Source organism: Pseudanabaena sp. FACHB-1998 (assembly GCF_014696355.1).
GTDB lineage: Bacteria > Cyanobacteriota > Cyanobacteriia > Pseudanabaenales > Pseudanabaenaceae > Pseudanabaena.
Map to the genome: position 1 here is coordinate 1 of NZ_JACJQA010000017.1, position 17,137 is coordinate 17,137.

The 17,137-nt window shown below is 42.3% G+C and carries 14 protein-coding genes; 7 read left to right on the plus strand and 7 right to left on the minus strand.

Going from position 1 to position 17,137, the window contains the following annotated elements:
- Positions 1-181 (plus strand): hypothetical protein (locus tag H6F42_RS21740; RefSeq protein ID WP_206755003.1); only part of this gene is annotated, 181 nt, incomplete at its 5' end.
- Positions 114-1,097 carry a ThiF family adenylyltransferase gene (locus H6F42_RS07095; RefSeq protein ID WP_199288940.1) on the plus strand — a complete coding sequence of 328 codons (984 nt, stop codon included), beginning with the start codon at positions 114-116 and terminating at the stop codon, positions 1,095-1,097. The genes H6F42_RS21740 and H6F42_RS07095, both read left to right, overlap by 68 nt.
- A gap of 424 nt (positions 1,098-1,521) precedes the next feature.
- Here H6F42_RS07095 and H6F42_RS07100 read toward each other — a convergent pair whose 3' ends face one another.
- The 5 genes from H6F42_RS07100 to H6F42_RS07120 all read right to left on the minus strand — a co-directional run bounded on the left by H6F42_RS07100 (position 1,522) and on the right by H6F42_RS07120 (position 8,712).
- Complete coding sequence (locus tag H6F42_RS07100) at positions 1,522-4,674, minus strand: helicase-related protein (RefSeq protein ID WP_190398663.1); 3,153 nt, start codon at positions 4,672-4,674, stop codon at positions 1,522-1,524.
- Positions 4,667-4,870, minus strand: a complete 204-nt coding sequence (locus H6F42_RS07105) for a hypothetical protein (RefSeq protein WP_190398664.1) — start codon at positions 4,868-4,870, stop codon at positions 4,667-4,669. Before H6F42_RS07105 ends, H6F42_RS07100 begins: the two co-directional genes overlap by 8 nt.
- Positions 4,871-4,878: 8 nt before the next feature.
- Positions 4,879-5,445 (minus strand): hypothetical protein, encoded by a 567-nt coding sequence (locus H6F42_RS07110; RefSeq protein WP_242018354.1) that lies wholly within the window; start codon positions 5,443-5,445, stop codon positions 4,879-4,881.
- Between the two features lie 151 nt (positions 5,446-5,596).
- Positions 5,597-5,845, minus strand: a complete 249-nt coding sequence (locus H6F42_RS07115; RefSeq protein WP_190398666.1) for a DUF4926 domain-containing protein — start codon at positions 5,843-5,845, stop codon at positions 5,597-5,599.
- A gap of 5 nt (positions 5,846-5,850) precedes the next feature.
- Complete coding sequence (locus H6F42_RS07120) at positions 5,851-8,712, minus strand: DUF1156 domain-containing protein (RefSeq protein WP_199288941.1); 2,862 nt, start codon at positions 8,710-8,712, stop codon at positions 5,851-5,853.
- Positions 8,713-8,806: 94 nt separating this feature from the next.
- On the opposite strand from H6F42_RS07120, the gene H6F42_RS07125 reads away from it, so the two are divergent.
- On the plus strand, positions 8,807-9,805 hold the full coding sequence (locus H6F42_RS07125) for an AAA family ATPase (RefSeq protein WP_190398667.1): 999 nt from the start codon (positions 8,807-8,809) through the stop codon (positions 9,803-9,805).
- A 24-nt stretch (positions 9,806-9,829) separates the two neighbouring features.
- On the plus strand, positions 9,830-12,427 hold the full coding sequence (locus H6F42_RS07130; RefSeq protein WP_190398668.1) for a S8 family peptidase: 2,598 nt from the start codon (positions 9,830-9,832) through the stop codon (positions 12,425-12,427).
- Here the strand turns inward: H6F42_RS07130 and H6F42_RS07135 are convergent.
- Both H6F42_RS07135 and H6F42_RS07140 read right to left on the minus strand, forming a co-directional pair.
- Positions 12,416-12,844: a hypothetical protein gene (locus tag H6F42_RS07135; RefSeq protein WP_190398669.1), complete on the minus strand. Its 429-nt coding sequence runs from the start codon at positions 12,842-12,844 to the stop codon at positions 12,416-12,418. The two genes, H6F42_RS07130 and H6F42_RS07135, sit on opposite strands and share 12 nt — an antisense overlap.
- A complete protein-coding gene (locus H6F42_RS07140; RefSeq protein ID WP_190398670.1) occupies positions 12,844-16,068 on the minus strand; it encodes a DUF499 domain-containing protein in 3,225 nt (1,074 codons plus the stop codon). Before H6F42_RS07140 ends, H6F42_RS07135 begins: the two co-directional genes overlap by 1 nt.
- A gap of 166 nt (positions 16,069-16,234) precedes the next feature.
- Here H6F42_RS07140 and H6F42_RS07145 point away from each other — a divergent pair, with 166 nt between their 5' ends.
- From H6F42_RS07145 to H6F42_RS22065, 3 genes are all read left to right on the plus strand, one after another.
- A complete protein-coding gene (locus H6F42_RS07145) occupies positions 16,235-16,726 on the plus strand; it encodes a hypothetical protein (RefSeq protein ID WP_190398671.1) in 492 nt (163 codons plus the stop codon).
- Positions 16,727-16,740: 14 nt separating this feature from the next.
- Positions 16,741-16,968, plus strand: a complete 228-nt coding sequence (locus H6F42_RS07150; RefSeq protein WP_190398672.1) for a hypothetical protein — start codon at positions 16,741-16,743, stop codon at positions 16,966-16,968.
- 53 nt (positions 16,969-17,021) lie between these two features.
- Positions 17,022-17,137, plus strand: a 116-nt coding sequence (locus tag H6F42_RS22065; protein WP_190398673.1) for a transposase, incomplete at its 3' end; no start/stop codon positions are given.

The window sequence follows — 17,137 nt, forward strand, 5'->3', positions numbered from 1 at the left end:
AATTCATCTAGCAATTCTTTGCGAATATTCATCGGTTTTTGTGTTAGTTATTGTGTGGCTAGATTATCTCTCTGCATACATCCCAGACTTTACACATTTCACTTTACACTCTCATGATTGGCAGACTGTGGGTATCCCGAAACAAGAATATTCCACTTATCCTGATTCGTATTGTTGGTAATGCTATTCGACTCCATTATCCAGATAGGGGCAAAGGAATACCTTCATCTATCCTACAACGTCAGGCCTTAGCTTTTGGTGAATCACTTAATCAAGACCTGTCCTTATTGCGGGTTGGTATAGTTGGATGTGGTGGCACTGGTAGTGCTGTGGCTATGCTTTTAGGACGATTAGGTATTGGTCATATAGCTCTCTTTGACAAAGATGTTGTAGAGGAATCAAATCTGAATCGTCTGCATGGTGCTTTCCGTGATGATGTTAAGCAGAAGCTTCCAAAAGTTCAAGCAATTGCTCGTTCACTCTTGGGTTTAGATGTTAAAGTTCAGGTTTTTCAGGAATGGATTAATGAAGATGTCTGTTGTGAGGCATTAAAATCGTGTGACGTTATTTTTGGCTGTACGGACGATCATTCGGGTCGATTACTGCTAAACCGCTTTGCTTACTACTATGCTACACCTGTTATCGATCTAGGGCTTGCCCTAGAGGTTGCTAATGATGTTGGGTCGCTAAAGTTTGCTTGTGCAGATGGGCGCGTTACTGTCTTAATGCCTAAACATAGTTGTCTCTTATGCCATGGAGTGATCGATCCTGTACAAGCGCGGGACGAAAATCTTAAACGTACTGATCCTGATGAGTTTGAGCGACGTAAGAAAGAGGCTTATGTACTTGGCGAAGGTAATCCAAGCCCTGCGGTAGTAACTTTTACTACTAGTGTGGCAATTATGGCAATCGAAGAGCTTTTACATAGATTGCAAGGATGGCGGGGAGAAAATAACGCGATCGCTAATCGTGTACGCAAGTTTACCTTGACAATAGATCGAAACCAAGGAGCAACTTATAATCCAAATTGTCCAATTTGTGTAAATCAAGAGATCTGGGGTCTTGGAGATAGAGATCTGTTTTTGGAGGTCTTATGAACTTTTTAAGATTTCTATTGAGATGGCTACGCATCATTCCAAAACAAGACTTTTCAACCAAGTTTATTTCATCTCATCCTTCTAATGATGCTGTGAAAAATGGTCAAATTTGGATTATTCGGGATAGGAAATTGATGAAGTGGGGTCGTCTGCGCTGTCCATGTGGCTGCGAAGAAATAATTCTGCTATCACTTAGTTCATCTCGCAGTCCAAGATGGCAAGTATCACTAGATTGGCTAGGAAGACCAAGTATATCTCCATCAGTTAGAAGACTGGATGGTTGTAGAAGTCATTTTTGGATTAGATCTGGCAAAGTTGATTGGTGTTGATTTTAAATTGGCAATCGCTATTTTTATTTTAGAATTTAGATAGGTACAATCTCCTTACCCATCTTCTAAATATTCTAAAACTACTTGCAACTCTGCTATCTAACCTCTAAAGAGTTGAATAGAAGTAGTTCAAATAATGGATCGCCAAATGTCATCAATCGTAAAGATGGATGCTCGTCAAAGGTATCAGGATAAAAGGTAACTTGATAAGACTTTTGCTGTAATTGCATTGTCCAAACCTTGTCTCCTGCATCCGCAAAGATGATTCCAGATTTTTTTAGTAGCAGCGATCGCGTAAACATTTGCTCGATCGCTTCTGCATCGAAGGGCGATCGCGGTATAGGTTTACGCAATTCGACAAGATCGGCTTCGACATCCATTGCCACAGCTTCATCAAGTGCTAGTTGTATGGATGGAGCATCAGGAGCTTCAAAAAATTCAGATAGTAAAACATCTTCTTCGAGTGGGTCTGCACTCATTACCGCTTTTTCGATAAACGTAGGAACGCGAGCAAGGATGGGCTGTAGATTTCCGACAACATTTTTAAATGCTTTGATGCGATCGCGTAATTTGAGATAGACCTTAGCTTCTACCGTGCCATCGTAATAAAAGTTATGGATTCTCACCGTTGCAAATTTTTGACCGATGCGATCGATTCTGCCAATACGTTGCTCTACACGCATTGGATTCCAAGGCATATCGTAGTTAAATAGAACGCCACAGGTTTGCAAGTTTAGTCCCTCACTGGCTGACTCAGTGCAAAGTAAGAGTTTGATTTCTCCATCACGAAATCGCTTTTTGATTTCTTCTTTTTTGACAATCTGCCATGTGCCATCGCGATTAAGTTCCCCACCACGCCCCGAATAACAAGCGACCTGTGAGCCGTATAGCTGGATCAAGGTATCGCGTAAATAGTCCATCGTGTCGGTGTATTGCGTAAAAACGATTGCACTATCACGCTCTAAGGATTCTTGACGTAGTTTTTTGATAAATTCAGAACGTTTGGTATCTTCTCCAGTGTTATCAAATTGTTGCAATAAGTCTTGCAGATATTCGATTTCTTTAGGATCGATAGGCTCCATATAGGACTCTAAGCCTTCGATAATCGCATCATCGGCATCGTCAAGATCTCTAAGGTCATCTTCTCCAAATAAGCTACCTTGTTGAGTCAATAGATACTCTAGTCTCCGTTGTAATGATTTCTCGATCGCATAAAAAGAACTGGTCAAGCGCTTGCGATACAGCGTCATCAGAAACCCTAGCGCCTTACGGTTTTCCTTTTGAGCGAGACGGTAAAAATGGCGTACATAATCGCTGACTTCACGATATAAATGGGCTTCCCGTTCTGATTCTAGGGTAATTGCATTATCAAATACCTCTCGTGTTGGTACAGATTTATCTAAGAAGCCACGTTTGTAATATTCGCGTAAGGTGTCGCGGGTATGGCGAAACATCAGGTCTTTGATTGGGGTATTGGCGGCGAGAAACTTTTTCGATTCACTGATGAAATTATCGTCAGCTAGATATTTTTGAGGATTAGTTATCTTCTGACCAGTTTGCCAAACATCTTCAATTTGGTATGACAACAGGCGATCGCTAGTTTCTAAAGCTTGCTGAATCTTACTGCAAGGTTTTCCACCATTGGCAAAGTAATCGACAGACATGGTTTGCCAAAAGTCGAGATTATGCTTATCGGCGGGTTCGGATAGGGTTGCAAAGTAATCACAAAAAGCATCGGCAAATTCCCAATGACCATTTAAACCAAGCAATTTAATGAGGTCAAACATTTCCACCGCGTCGATCTGCATTGGGGTAGCCGAAAGAAGTAAGAGAGCTAGGGTGTGCGCCCTGAGTTGAGCCATTAATTCGAGAAGACAGTTGGGAGTATCCTTACGATTTTGAGGGCTTTTCCGCCTTGCATGGTGTGCTTCGTCCAATACTACTAAGTCCCAAGGTTCGGAGTCTAGTAACTCTTGCATTCGCTCTTTGCGGCGCACCAAATGACTAGAGGCAAGGACTAAGTTTTTCTGATTCCAAGGATTACCCGTAACTGTGACTGCTTGTTTGTAAGGATCGATAAGTTCGTTTTTGCCATACGACCAGAAATGCAAATTAAATTTTTCCCGCATTTCTTCTTGCCATTGCGGTTGAACACTGGCAGGAGCCAAGATTAAAACCCGTTTTACTTTTTTGGACAGCAGTAAGTAACGCAATACTAAACCCGTCTCAATGGTTTTACCTAAGCCAACTTCATCGGCAATTAAGGCATTGCGGGGAAACTCGGCTGCCATACGGCGCAGGATTTTCATTTGGTGCGCCCAAGGCTTGACGGGAATTGATTTAACGGAAAAGTCTAGACAGCCCTCATGGTTATGAATATTTGCAAGTTGAATGAATTGTGCGCGTTCCGCTTGTAGTTCTTCTTTAGAGATTTGGATTTCTACTTGAGGTGGTGGTTCTTCAGTAGGTATGTTTAATAATTCTGGTACGATCGGACGATCATCAAATTCAGCTTGTCGATTCCAGTCTGGTTTTTGGGTTGGAGCATAGCGCAATAGCTTTTGTTTTATCGCAGTGGGAATTTCAAATACTCGTACGTTAGGAAGTTCATCATGCCATAGACGTTCAAAGCGATCGCATTCATGTTGTACTCTTTCTAAATCTCTACCGCCATCCCATGAAAAGAAGACGTGAAAGGATTCGCGATTGGCTTGCCAACCTCCTATGGATTCGTTGTTGGAGCCACTAAAAGCTAGGCGATCGCCATTGGCATCAGAGATAATGCCTACCTTTTCGTGAAAGAGATGTTGCGGATCGAGAACGCGATCGGATGATTCGGGTAAGCCGCTTGGTTTGAGGGGAATGGCAATACGAATGTCGAGATATTGATTGGCAATTAACCAACTGAGGATTTCAAAATGCTTGAGTTGGGCAAAGTTGCTCGGTGGGGTGAGGTCATTATCTAGGCGGTTAGTTAAAGCATCACGCAAGGCGTAACCCTGTTGTACTGCTTGTAGGTCTTCGGGTGAGAACTGACAGCCCATGATTAGGCGCATTCTGCCTTGATTTTCGAGTAATGCGCCTAATCCTCTTGCCACGCGGCTGAGAATGCTGCTATTGAAAAATCCTGCTTTGCGATCGTATTGCAGGGCGCATTCAAGGGCTGGGATATAGAACTCAGTGATTAAGTTGTCTTCATCACTGCCATATCCGATTTTCCACTGGCGATCGCTCAGTTTTTTACTCATTGCATTGACGGAATTGAATCGCGGCTAATTGGGTGGGTGGGTTAATTGGATAATGCTTGTCTTCATAGGCTTCAACCAAAATCGCCAACATTTCCAACTCATTGGCTTCAGATGTACCAGCCTTAGCATTCATTAGCAATGCGATTTTCTCTAGTACGCGATCGTATTCAGATTCAGTCTTGATGCTTTGTTTCATAAAGATGTTTAAACTAAATTTTTCTCGCACTCTTGGAAAATGTAGTGTAATGCTCCCAATGTTTGTGCAGCATCATCTGAAATATAGCCTCTACTTTCATAGACCGTACCTGACATAGCGAGCTTATAAAAAATCCATTCCCTTGCATTAGTTACAACACCTAAAACATCAATCTGTTTTCCTGTTTGGTTATTCTGCCATTGACAAGCTTGCATTTCTACCAAACACTGTGCAAGTCCTTGCTCAAAATCATCGCGTTTTGCTTCGACAATGCAGAGGAAAGGAGTATCTAAATAATCCTGTTTTTCGGCAATCAGATAATCAGCATTACCAACTAAAACATCGCTTTCGATTTTGCCACCCTTCCAGATTTTAAGACTATCAATACCTTCCATTGCTTCATCACAGAAAGCATCTATCAATAACTTTTTAGACTCCTCGTAAGATTGCAGGTCAAATTTACGATGTAGGCGTTCCAAATGTTTAATAAAAAAGTCGCTTGGCTCAAAAGCTTCAATTTGGAATACCCAAGGTACTAGAGTTTTGATGCCAAGTTGTTTATATGCTTCAGACATACTGAAACTCGAAAAGCTTTTCTTCTTGGACTTGGGGATTTTGGATACAGATTTTGACATTTTAAAATACTCCTGATTTATTTAAATAAAGACAACTACTTTTCTAAGATAGTCGTAAATTTTTCCTGATCTCAACGAAAAGATTGGTCAATTAGCTGGCTAAATCTAGCTCAAGTGGCTCATAGTGTAGTGAAATTAGTTGCTCTGCTTTAACAGAAATCATTGCAAAAGCTTGTCCATCAGTGTCTGAAAATTCAACCTCGAAGGCTTTGCCCTCTTCGTATTCTTCAACTACTGTACCTACTTGACCGCGCCTTAATAAGACCAAGCGATCGCCCATGAATTGCTTGGCGCGAATATTGCTGGTTAGGGCGACCATATCATGCAACTGAATTTCCATTTTCTCTATTCTTCCTCTGATTCTGTTGTATCAAAATCTAAGCCCATCTGACCGCCTGTAAAGTCAATTTCTGGCTGCACGTAACTAACTTTGGCTTTAATCTCATCCATAGCTAGCCACAGGTCAGCAAGGGCTTTTTCTTCGGGGATACGTTTGCGCGGATCGCTGATGTGGGGGATGACGCGCAGGGCTACTTCCCATGCTCGCATAAACATCTCATTGCTGAGTAAGCCTGTGGCTTTCATGAAGCGGCGAACGGGTTCGATGGTTTGTTCTTCGAGGTAGATGGCGATAATCGCGTGCAGTCCATCGATGAGGTAACGGGCGGAAAATTCATTGTCAACAAGGGAGAAGGCGTGTTTTTTGTAACGTTGATCGGGGCTGAGGAGTTTGCAAGTACCGCTTTTGATGTCGAGGAGTTTGTAGGTTTTACCAAGGTCAGCAACGTTGAATCCGCCAACGGCAAGGGCAAGCTGTCGAGCATCATCAAAGGGAAATTCACGGGCTTGGAAGGCATCCCAAGCGAGGAAATACCATTGTGTCAGTGGATCAAATCCTGCGGTGTCAGTTTGGGCGAGTTTGCGGAAGCGGTAATTGGCTACGGCTTTTCGGGCTTCGGCAAAGGCTACTTCGGGGCGTACTTCTTCGCCTGTGCTGTCGAGGATGGGATAGTTGCGGGAGAAGACATTGAGGGCGGGACCAAAGGCGCTGAGATAAAGATCGATGCCTTGAATCTCATTAGCTTCAAATTCGGGGGCGCGTTGTTCGACAAGGTTGGCGACTTCGGGGCGGAGGTCATCCCACCATGCTTGTCCTGCGTTGGGGTCACGTTTACGGCAAATGAGCAGTACGGTACTAGAGACGCTATTTTTCTGGGCTTGATGCAGGTTTTGCGGGTTTTCGGTGCTGACTGCCCAACTTGCGGTGATTTCAAATCCTGCGGTGATTAGGGATTGGGCGAGGACATCCCATGCGCCAGAATCTTTGTGATTAAATTGCACGGTCATTACGCCGTTGTCTTTGAGAACTCGATAATATTCACCAAAGGCGCTTTGCATTTTGGCTTCATAGTCTTGATAAGCAAGTTCTTTTGGACTGACTCCCATATCGCGAAATCGTCCCAAATTTGCAACAGCTTCTCTATCTTTATCTGTGAGTTCTTGTAAAAATAAATCTGGAAAAATATCTCTTAAAAGCCTGCGCTGCCAAACATAGAAAAAATCTGATAATTCTGCATAGGGAATCGTATCGTAATAGGGAGGATCGGTAACAACAGCATCAATGCTTTGATCGGCTAAATGGAAGAGATTATCGGCTGAAGCGGAATCAATTTGAAATATTTTATCAGTGTGATTTTCTAATTCTTGAAAGCTTGACGAATTAATTTTTGTTCCAAGTAAATCACAAAGTTGAGAATATTTTTTTGTAGCATCTTCTAAACATGACTGCCATAATTCAATTGCTCCATTAACTTCTGGATAGTTCCACATTAAATTTAAAGCGTGCATCCCTGATGCTGTCCGATATGAAGCACGACTAGAGTCATACATTGATAATCTGCAATTTTTGTCAACACATCGATCTAAAACCATTGCTAAATAAGTCGCGATCGCCTGTAATTTTTCCTCACCCAATTCCTCTCTAATTTTTTCCTTTGCCTCGTTGATAATCTCAACAAAAGTCACCAAAGTTAAAAGCTGGCGGGGATTAAAATATTTATCCCATGTTGTTAATCCATAGCGATAAGCCATCATGTACTGAGGATTATCGCTGCAAGGTTCTTGTGGAATTAAATTATAAGAATTCCCATTATATAAATCTTGACTTTTTTGAGTTGCTTTTTGATAACCTAAAATATCTATTTCATTAGGAATTCTAAACTCTAGTGAGCTTTTGTTCTTTTTATAAGCAACTGAATAAACTTGATGATCAAAGCCTCTTGTTTGAGCATAATTAATCAAATATTCTTGTTCAATGACATTTTGACAGTTTGGACATTTTCCAACACTACGAGAAACTGTACCAAAATCATCAGGATCATAATCACCATCAGCCGTTTGAATAGAATTACCTTTACCCTTTTTACCCTTAATCAATTCAAGATCGACCCGTTTTTCTGCGGGATTAGGAATCGGTTTAACCGCACACCATTTATGTAAATTTTGCTTTTCAGGACGCTTATAGAGCCACCAATTCGGACTAAGCGGAACAGTTGACTGACAACTCGGACAAACCACAGTATGCGCCCAAAGATAATTTTGCACTTTCTCACCATCCTGAGACGGAAAAAACTTACTTAGCCGCTTCTCCGCCTCATCACCAACCCACTTCACCCACTTATCAATATCCTCCTGCAATGCCGCCCCAAACTTTAACGGAAACTCGATCGCTGCCTTCATCGTTACCACTGCCACAGGATTCAAGTCAGAGGCAAACACCCGCAACCCATACCGCGCCGCCTCAAAAGGTATCGACCCACCACCCGCAAACGCATCCAACACCGCAGGAGTCTTATTTCCCCACATCTGCTCACAAAGCTCCTGCACACGCTTCACCCGCTCTGGAGTTGGCGGCGTTTTATATAGCCTTGTGCGTTGGTGGCGATCGCTTTTCTCTGCCTCATTTTCATTTGCCCTAGCCCGATCCAACCCCAGCAAATACTCAAACTCCTCCATGCTGATATCCGCAGGCAACAGCGAACCCAACACACTCGCCCGACTAAACGACAACGGCTTCCGCGAATACCACCGATGCAAACCCTTAAACGGATTGCCCCCATTTTCATAGTAAACCTGCTCATTCAGAAGCTTCACAGGCATAATCTTTTCGATAAAAACTGGTTTGCGTTTTGGCTCGGTATCAGGCATGGATATTAGTTACGATAATCATACTTTTGACAGATCTATTGACATTATCAGCTAAACTGAGCGTGTATATCTGTGTTATCAAACGTTTTACTCTGTGAAAGCTGATCTGCTCAAAAGAATGTTTAGGGCGATCGCTACTGATGATGAAGTAGCGGTCGAAAAGCTTTTGGGCGCAATTGTCGAAGAAGAAAGGCACAAAGGTCATACCCTGCTTGCTGAACAGCTAGAAAATATTTCCAAGCAAAAAGTTAGTGAGTCTAGACAAACTAAAACTAAGAATCGGCAAAATGAGCAACCATTGCAGTCTCTTAGCGAATTGCCAACTAGCAAACGTCTAAATATTCCGCTAGTAACAGCTATACCTAGAGAACATCTCAGACATCATATGGTGTTGACAGATTCCGTTGAAAAGCGGTTTCAGCGCATAGAACGAGAGTATGCTGCACGAGATCGATTAGCTCATCACGGATTTCAATATAGACAAAAAATACTGCTATATGGTTCTCCTGGCTGTGGTAAGACCCTTGGAGCTGAAAGGTTAGCTTGGAATACAGGTCTACCATTATTAAAAGTACATTTTGATGCAATGGTTTCTTCATACCTCGGAGAAACTGCAAGCAATCTCAGACAGGTATTTGAAATGGCATCAAAAAGCCCATGTTTACTACTATTAGATGAATGTGACGCGATCGCAAAGTCTCGACAAGATGACAATGAGGTTGGTGAGGTTAAGCGCATCGTCAATACATTTTTGCAAGTACTAGACGAATACAACCCCTCTTCAGGATTGCTAGTAGCCGCAACCAATCTAGATAGCTCATTGGATACAGCAGTTTGGAGACGCTTTGATGATGCGATCGAAGTGCCTAAACCTACCGAAAAAGAGATAGAGGCTATACTCAAACAAACGCTCTCCGCAATGAGCTTAGGTTCAATCAATTGGCATCTGATCCTTGAAAGAATGAAAGGTTTTTCCGCCGCACAAACTGTACGAGTAGCTCAAGATGCAGCCAAAAGAGCAATTCTCGAACGAGAAGAACTTGTCATTCAAGAGCATCTAGAAGAAACGATTAAAGAAATTTCCTTTTCATAAGGTGTCAGGGTAGCGATTAGGTACATGAGCGAACAATCTAGACGATTTCCACATATTGAGCTTCAGTTTACTGCCCAAGGCTCTGCTGCATTTACCCGTTTTCCAAGAGAGAAGAATCCTATAACTCAAGCGAAACTTGGCGATCGAGGTGGTCACGGTAGCACACTTAAAAGTTCTGCATCAGGGATTGTATCAAGTTGGCAGGAAAACCTAGAAGAGCGTAGGCAAGAGCAAAAGCCAGAATTACCAGAAGCAGTCCCGCTAATTTTACAGATCGATCCAATCGCCTTTAATGCTGAAGAACTTCGTAAATTTGGTATTGAAGTTATTGCTGAACTAGAGAATGGTTATATCATTGGAGCCTCTGCCGATCTTCAACTCACCGAACTACAAAAGAAAATTGAACAATTCATTAATGCAGAGTCGGGCGGGGGGAAAGTTCCTGAGATATGGGATATCCTTGACGGTACGAGAAGACCTGACTATATCCTTTCCCCAGAATTACAAGAACAGTGGGGGGAGATTCAAGATAATCAGACATACCTTGCTGACGTTAGTATTTCTTGTGTAGGCTCAAAGTCTCAACTACGGAATTATCCAAAACGTGAAGACTACAAAAGTGACGAAAATCATATCGAAGCTATTCGTCGATGGATAAACGATCGCCAGATAACATATCAAGAATGGGATGAGCTAAAAAGCCAGCGTGAAGATAGCTTTGAATTATTCATAGCTGATCCTCTATATCAAGGTGAACTTTTAGACATAATTGATGGCAAAATCACTCGATTTAGTGAGCTGCCTGACAGCTTTTCATGCCGTATCAAGATCGCTGGCAAGGGTTTAAAAGACTTAGTACTGAACTTCCCTTATATCTTTGACATCAGTCTTCCCGATGACATTCATGAGGATGCTCTCGTAGAAACGCAACTGGAAGATCGCGAGATTGTATTTACTCTAGAAGCACCCGATCTAAATGCTCCAAAAGTTTGCATTATTGATAGTGGTATTCAAGAACAACACCCATTGCTACGAGCAGCAATCTCGACTAATGACTCTAGATCGTGGATACCTAACGAGACTAATTTAACTGCCGATCTTGTCTCTAATGGCGGACATGGTACTCGTGTTGCTGGTGCAGTTTTATATCCAAATACAGTTCCCCAGAGCGGTCAACAGCAAGCAATATGTTGGCTACAAAACGCTCGCGTACTCAATAGTAACTGCTATTTACCTCAAACACTTTATCCACCAATTCTCATAGCAGATATTGTCGAGTTTTATCAAGGCAAGACAGCAACAAGGATTTTTAACCACTCGATTACCGCAAGGACTCCTTCTCGTACCCAGTACATGAGTGCATGGGCAGCCGAAATTGATCACTTGATATGGCAGCATGACATCCTATTTGTTGTAGCAGCAGGTAACTTACCCATCGATCAACGCATAGGTAATTCCAGATTATCGGTCAAAGACCACATAGGAAATGGAAATACTTATCCAGATTATCTTTTAGAGAACTCTTGCAGAGTTCCTAACCCTGCTCAAAGTTTTCAAGCATTAACAGTTGGATCTATTTCCTTAAATACTTTTAGAGAGTTATCCAGATATTCTATTGCTCCAGCAAACTATCCATCATCTTTTTCTTGTTCAGGTTTAGGGATTTGGGATTCAATCAAGCCAGAAGTAGTTGAATATGGAGGCGATCTAGTAGTGGATGGAGGTACACCTCCAAATTTTACAACACCTTCAGAAGTTTGCCCTGAATTAGTACGCTCCACGCTTAATGGTGGACCACTTGTTTCGCGTGATAGAGTTGGAACATCTTTTACTGCCCCAAAAGTAACGCACATTGCAGCTTGTCTTGCTGCTGATTTGCCAAATGAAAGCTGTTTACTATATCGAGCGTTAATTATTCAGTCAGCACGTTTACCAGAATGGGTTCAAACGGGAAATTTTGATCCTTTTAGTGCAGTCAGGTTGCTAGGCTATGGTATACCTGACCTTGATCGTGCTTTAGGTGGTTCTAGCAATCGCATTACCCTAATTGCCAAAGGAGATCGGAGTATTGCTGCTCGTCAAGCTCATGTTTATCAAGTCAGTCTGCCCAATGAGTTGCTATCGCCTGGAGAAGACCTAGATATTCGTGTTGAAATTACGCTCTCGTATAAAGCCCAACCTCGCCGTACTAGACGTGCGCGGAGAAAGTATCTTTCAACATGGCTCGACTGGGAATGTAGTAAAAAGGGTCAATCCCCCGAAAGCTTTTTGGCAAAAGTATTACGGCAATACGATGCTCCTGCGGAAGCTGAAGAAGGAGAACAAATCTTTGAGTGGTTTCTTGGCAAACAGAGCAATTGGGGCAAAGCTCGTAATGTGTCAAGAGGTGCAGGGACAATCCAAAAAGACTGGGCAATCGTGAAGTCATACGATCTACGTGAATCTTTTTGTATTGCAGTTGTTGGACATGAAGGCTGGAATAACGATCCTAATGCTGATGTACCTTATGCATTAGTTGTTAGCTTCGAGACGGTAGATACAAACATCCCTATATATACAGCGATCGCAAATATTCAAGTTCCTATCCAAGTTGAAAGTGAGGTATCAGTACTAGTCTCCTAATAAAACCCGAATCGCTTTAAGGGCATTTCTTTTAGAACCATTAGACACCTTGGCAAACCAGTAATGCGCCTCCTCGTTACTCATTGAGGTCACACCATTGGCAATGTTGGCGATTCTCTCTTCCTTCGAGAGTGGCTGCACCGTCTGAAATAGCAAAGCCAAACTTACCCCTGACTGTTCATCAAGGACATAGGGCGCTTGGCGATCGCATTTCAAAGTTTTAGGATCGTACTTATTCGCTTTCAGCGCAGCATAGATCGCCTGTCTGGTCAGTATTAACGCATTACCCTTGAGCTTACCGATCCGCTTTGCCGCAGGACGCTTTTTCTCACCCGCTTGCTTATAAGCACATTGGTATAGCTCCAAAGCAAAATTATTGTTATCTGTGGGTACAACCCTTAGTTGAAACTCTTGCATTAGTAACTTACCCTCGCGGTTAGAGATAGGCGATCGACAGGATTACGCAGTAAAGCTTGTTGTAAGATTACCAACTCATTACCATCAGTGGTGATCGCAGGTTCAAAGGTAAATGTTAGCTTGAGACTCACATTAGCTCTAACTCCCTCAGTATTTAAAAGAGAATTAACAGGATTCAAGAAACCTTGAAAACCACGCAATCCACCTTGATAATCTAAACGCACAAACTGCTTTTCCATCTGAATCGTTGCCTTCTGGTCAATCTCAAATGTAAGTTTACCGAGCAACGGGAAAGATGTCGTAATCTTGCGATAGTCCATCACTTGATCAACCGTAATTTCGATACTCTGAATGTTTTTAACTTTGTAATCAGAACAGCGATCGCTAAATCCTGTAAATGCAGCGTTGACAGTTCCAGAGAGATCAATCGTTTCAGGCTTTATTTCAAAAATTGAAGGTGCATCATGTCCATTTGTAGCTGAGCCCTTGCCAGTTGGAGTTTCATAGGAAATGATCGCGGCTCTAGTTTCCTGCTCTGCGGTTTCTCCATTGCCATAGTCAGCCACAATTTTAAAAATCGTGGTCTGATTAATTTGTACCTGATGATTGTCCGATGGCAAAAATTCACCAGCGATCGGTATCCCATCTTGATAAATCCTGATGGATAACGCACCTTGCGATCGCCAGCGTAAATTCACAGTTTTTGCTGGTTCGCTACTTGTCATAACTTGAGCAGACAACTCAATTACACGAGGCTCTGGTGGCTTGAGAATACCGCGCCGATATAACTCCATGCGATCGGAAAATTCAATTGTGTCTGGTAGACTTGGCAACTTACCATCATCACCACGAATATAGACCTTAGCACCAACTTTTAAATCCCATTGACCTTCCTGTATACCTTTACGGACGGTTTCTCTTAGTTTGGGTATATCCGCATCAAGCAACATCTGTAACCCTAGATTTTTGGCAAATTCTTCTTTCAAGGCTCTTGTTGTCCAGTGGTCTATTCCTGCTAACCAAACCTTTTGCAGAATGTAAGCAGGTGCAAATGCCCCCGCATCCTCACCACGAATTTTTTGACAATCCTTTAAAGACTTGAGAATCACATCCTGTTGGTTTTTATTGCCTTTGACATCACTTGATGATTCGGCTGGTAAAGTAAAATGGAGCAATCCTTTCGGTGCTTTGACTAAATCATTAGTTGGATAAAAAAGATGGCGATAGGTATTTGTTAAGGCAACTCTTACATCTAAGTCTTTAATTCCACCTCTTTCACGCAATTGCTTACGCTGATTTTCTGATAAGTCTTCTTGGCGGTTTGGTGACTTCACAATGTTTTGAATGGCAAGATGCTCCTTTGTAACATCGATCGCCCGATCTAGTTCCTGCTTATTTGCCACCAAAAAAAGCAATCGATTCCGAAATGTGCGGAACTTACCAGACTCTCCAGTGTTATTAAAGATTTGCTCAACTAGATTAGGTGCAACATCGGTTGAAGCATTCACGGTTCCTTGGTCAAAGTCAATTACACAAAGCGCAATATCATCAGGTTTATCGTCAACATCTCCCGAACTTTCAGGACTAGCAACTAAGGTAAAGACTTTGTTGGCAAAAATACTATCGCGACGCGATCGCAGATGGTCTTTCGCTGTGAGATTGCCAATCTGTTCTTTCTCTTCCGCAATAATTTTATTGATCGATGGTTCTTCTTTAAAACGGGCGATCGTCGTAATCGGATCAATATCCAAATACCATGCCACGGTCGTTAATCGATCTAACACAGGTTCAATATAACTAATCTCAACTGTGGGCATCAGCAAAGCTAAATTTAGCTCTGCGCGGCGGATACCTGCGGATGTACCTTGGTTAATGGAATGCAAGAAGATTGTTCTAGCTACCCATGTTGCAAAGGTTGACTTACCTGCGGCTTGCCACTCTTGATCGTGTATTTGGGCATGGGCAAGCTTCCCATCAGTATTAAAAATATCTGCCTGAATAGGGCTTCTCATCAATGGACGCTCTAATCGTGACGTAAATTCACTGGTCACACCTTCATCTAAACCAATGGGAATATGATGTGGATGAATCATTGGTATCCATACCGACATATCTTGCCAGAGATGTCTTACCACCATCGCAAATAGTCTCAATGCCCCTCTTGTACGCTGGAAATTGGGAATAGATGCAATTTTTTTGGTTAGTAAGTCAAATAATTCTGGCGAAAATGGATAGCTGGACTGCAATACTTGAGCATGGTTCGCATCTTTGCACCCATCAGGTAGATTTAGCCGACTAGATTTATAAACGCTTAAATAATCCTTTGCCGCAATATCAGCAGCTTTATCGTTAATACTTTGAAAAATCCTCTGCTTAACAATGTTGTAAATTTCTATATCCGTACTCGGACTAAGTACCCTTTCTTGCCGAGCCGACGTTTGCAATGCTTCCTTTAAGTCGAAGGTTTCTGCGCCAAAGGTATCGGATATCGAGGCTAGAGTGTAGACAAATACAATATTGTTACAAGCAGCCGTTAAGTCCATCAGTGTAAATAGAAATGCAACGACTTGTTCAGAGAGATCACTTTTTCCTACGGCGATCGCTTTAGCACGACGCAAATATTGAGCAATTTCATCAAGAATGATTACCGTTGGTTCTTTTTTTGTCAGCTTTTCAATTACAACTGTTCCTGGACTAACTTTCTGCTCATCCGAACCTCGAAGCAAGCTATAGCCTTCTACCCCGCCAATTTGATAAGCGATTTCACCCCAAAGTGTATGTACTCTTATGCCCGACTCTTCATGCAAAACACCATTTACAGGGTCAAGATCTTGACAGGCGATCGCCGCTACTTGGATCGGGCGATCTGGAATAATTGTAATGTCATTTACAAATCTATCTAACCCACTTATTAGTCTTCCATTTTTCGCAATATGCCAAATCGCGATTTCATCGTGGGTCTTACCTCCTCCAAAACTTGTTTCTAAGCGGATTACAGGCGAACCAGTATCTGCACCTGTTAAACGCCCAAATACTTCGGATATAAGGGTCTTGAGTCCATTTGTCGGAAAAGTATTCGCAAAAAATGTATTTGGATCTTGATAAACTAAGGGGGCATTACCATCCACCACTTGCTTTAATTTTGCAGCAAATACATCCTCTGATAAGTTACCGCCAAGCACCTCATCGCGTGGTACACAGGTTTCAAAAATAGATCGGAGCATAGATTCGGTAGTGCAAGATTTTTATGGTTAACGATTGGTGAGCTTTTAACTGTATATAACAATATGTATTCATAACACACTTGATTTCTAGCATACGCTACCAGAGCTTAAACCTCACATCTGAGGAAGCCTTAGCGACTTCTATTAGGTTATTTCTGTCCTAAATATGACTAAAAGTATTCCAGAGAAATGTAAGAAGTGTGCGATGCTCTCTGCGGCTCAGGCTCAAGAACTTCATGGTGAGTTGGGCGATCGCTGTTGGAATCCTAACGTTTGCTATAGTCGCCGTTCTTATGCCCGTCATCGCGATCGCCGTAATCTAATTCGTTCTCGTCAACGAGTTGATGCCGATCAAAATTTAGTTATGAATATTGATGAATTTGCCTCAGTATTCTGGGCGGTGTTAGTGGTTTATCGACAGTCAGGAACTGATACGCCGATTCATGCGATCGCGGCGCAAGTTTGGAAAGGACAAGAAAAGTTCGCCGCAATTCCACCAATCCATTGTGCGGGGATGGTTGCGTCCCAAGTGCATACTTATGTGCAGAAAGTATTGGTTTTGTTAGAGTCAAATTATGGGATTAAAAAATTTGCTAACCAAGAACGTCTCGATCCTTGGCTTTGTTCTTTGCGCCCTTGTCCTTGTCATCCCAATTAATTTTCAGAGCGACTATGCAAGTTAAACAACTTGAGTTGGATTTATGGGATCTCATTTCGACTGCGAGACAGACTCCTGAAGATGCAAATTTGCCAATGGTGTTTCAGCTTTTGGATCTGACTTTAGTTGATCTCGATATGCGATCGCAGTTACGAATTGCAGGGGATGCAGTTAGTCAGATTGCGGATTTGTTTTGCGATCGCTCTAGTTTTTTAGGCTCAATAGGTGAATCGGGGAGGTGAAAGTAAGGAAGAACTTGATAATATTGTAGCGAAATCCAAAAGCCACGATCCCTATGCTGAGTGTGAACTTAACCCATCTAATTGATGACGAAAAATGTTACGAAACAGTACGTCAGATGCGATGGACAACAGGAATACACTGTCCAAAATGTAAAAGCTCAGAGGTGAT

Coding starts and splice junctions, on each gene's coding strand:
- H6F42_RS07120 (WP_199288941.1), bottom strand. CDS start 8,712: ATGCCTGATACCGAGCCAAAACGCAAACCAGTTTTTATCGAAAAGATT.
- H6F42_RS07115 (WP_190398666.1), bottom strand. CDS start 5,845: ATGGAAATTCAGTTGCATGATATGGTCGCCCTAACCAGCAATATTCGC.
- H6F42_RS07095 (WP_199288940.1), top strand. CDS start 114: ATGATTGGCAGACTGTGGGTATCCCGAAACAAGAATATTCCACTTATC.
- H6F42_RS07135 (WP_190398669.1), bottom strand. CDS start 12,844: ATGCAAGAGTTTCAACTAAGGGTTGTACCCACAGATAACAATAATTTT.
- H6F42_RS07130 (WP_190398668.1), top strand. CDS start 9,830: ATGAGCGAACAATCTAGACGATTTCCACATATTGAGCTTCAGTTTACT.
- H6F42_RS07145 (WP_190398671.1), top strand. CDS start 16,235: ATGACTAAAAGTATTCCAGAGAAATGTAAGAAGTGTGCGATGCTCTCT.
- H6F42_RS07110 (WP_242018354.1), bottom strand. CDS start 5,445: ATGTCTGAAGCATATAAACAACTTGGCATCAAAACTCTAGTACCTTGG.
- H6F42_RS07140 (WP_190398670.1), bottom strand. CDS start 16,068: ATGCTCCGATCTATTTTTGAAACCTGTGTACCACGCGATGAGGTGCTT.
- H6F42_RS07150 (WP_190398672.1), top strand. CDS start 16,741: ATGCAAGTTAAACAACTTGAGTTGGATTTATGGGATCTCATTTCGACT.
- H6F42_RS07100 (WP_190398663.1), bottom strand. CDS start 4,674: ATGAGTAAAAAACTGAGCGATCGCCAGTGGAAAATCGGATATGGCAGT.
- H6F42_RS07105 (WP_190398664.1), bottom strand. CDS start 4,870: ATGAAACAAAGCATCAAGACTGAATCTGAATACGATCGCGTACTAGAG.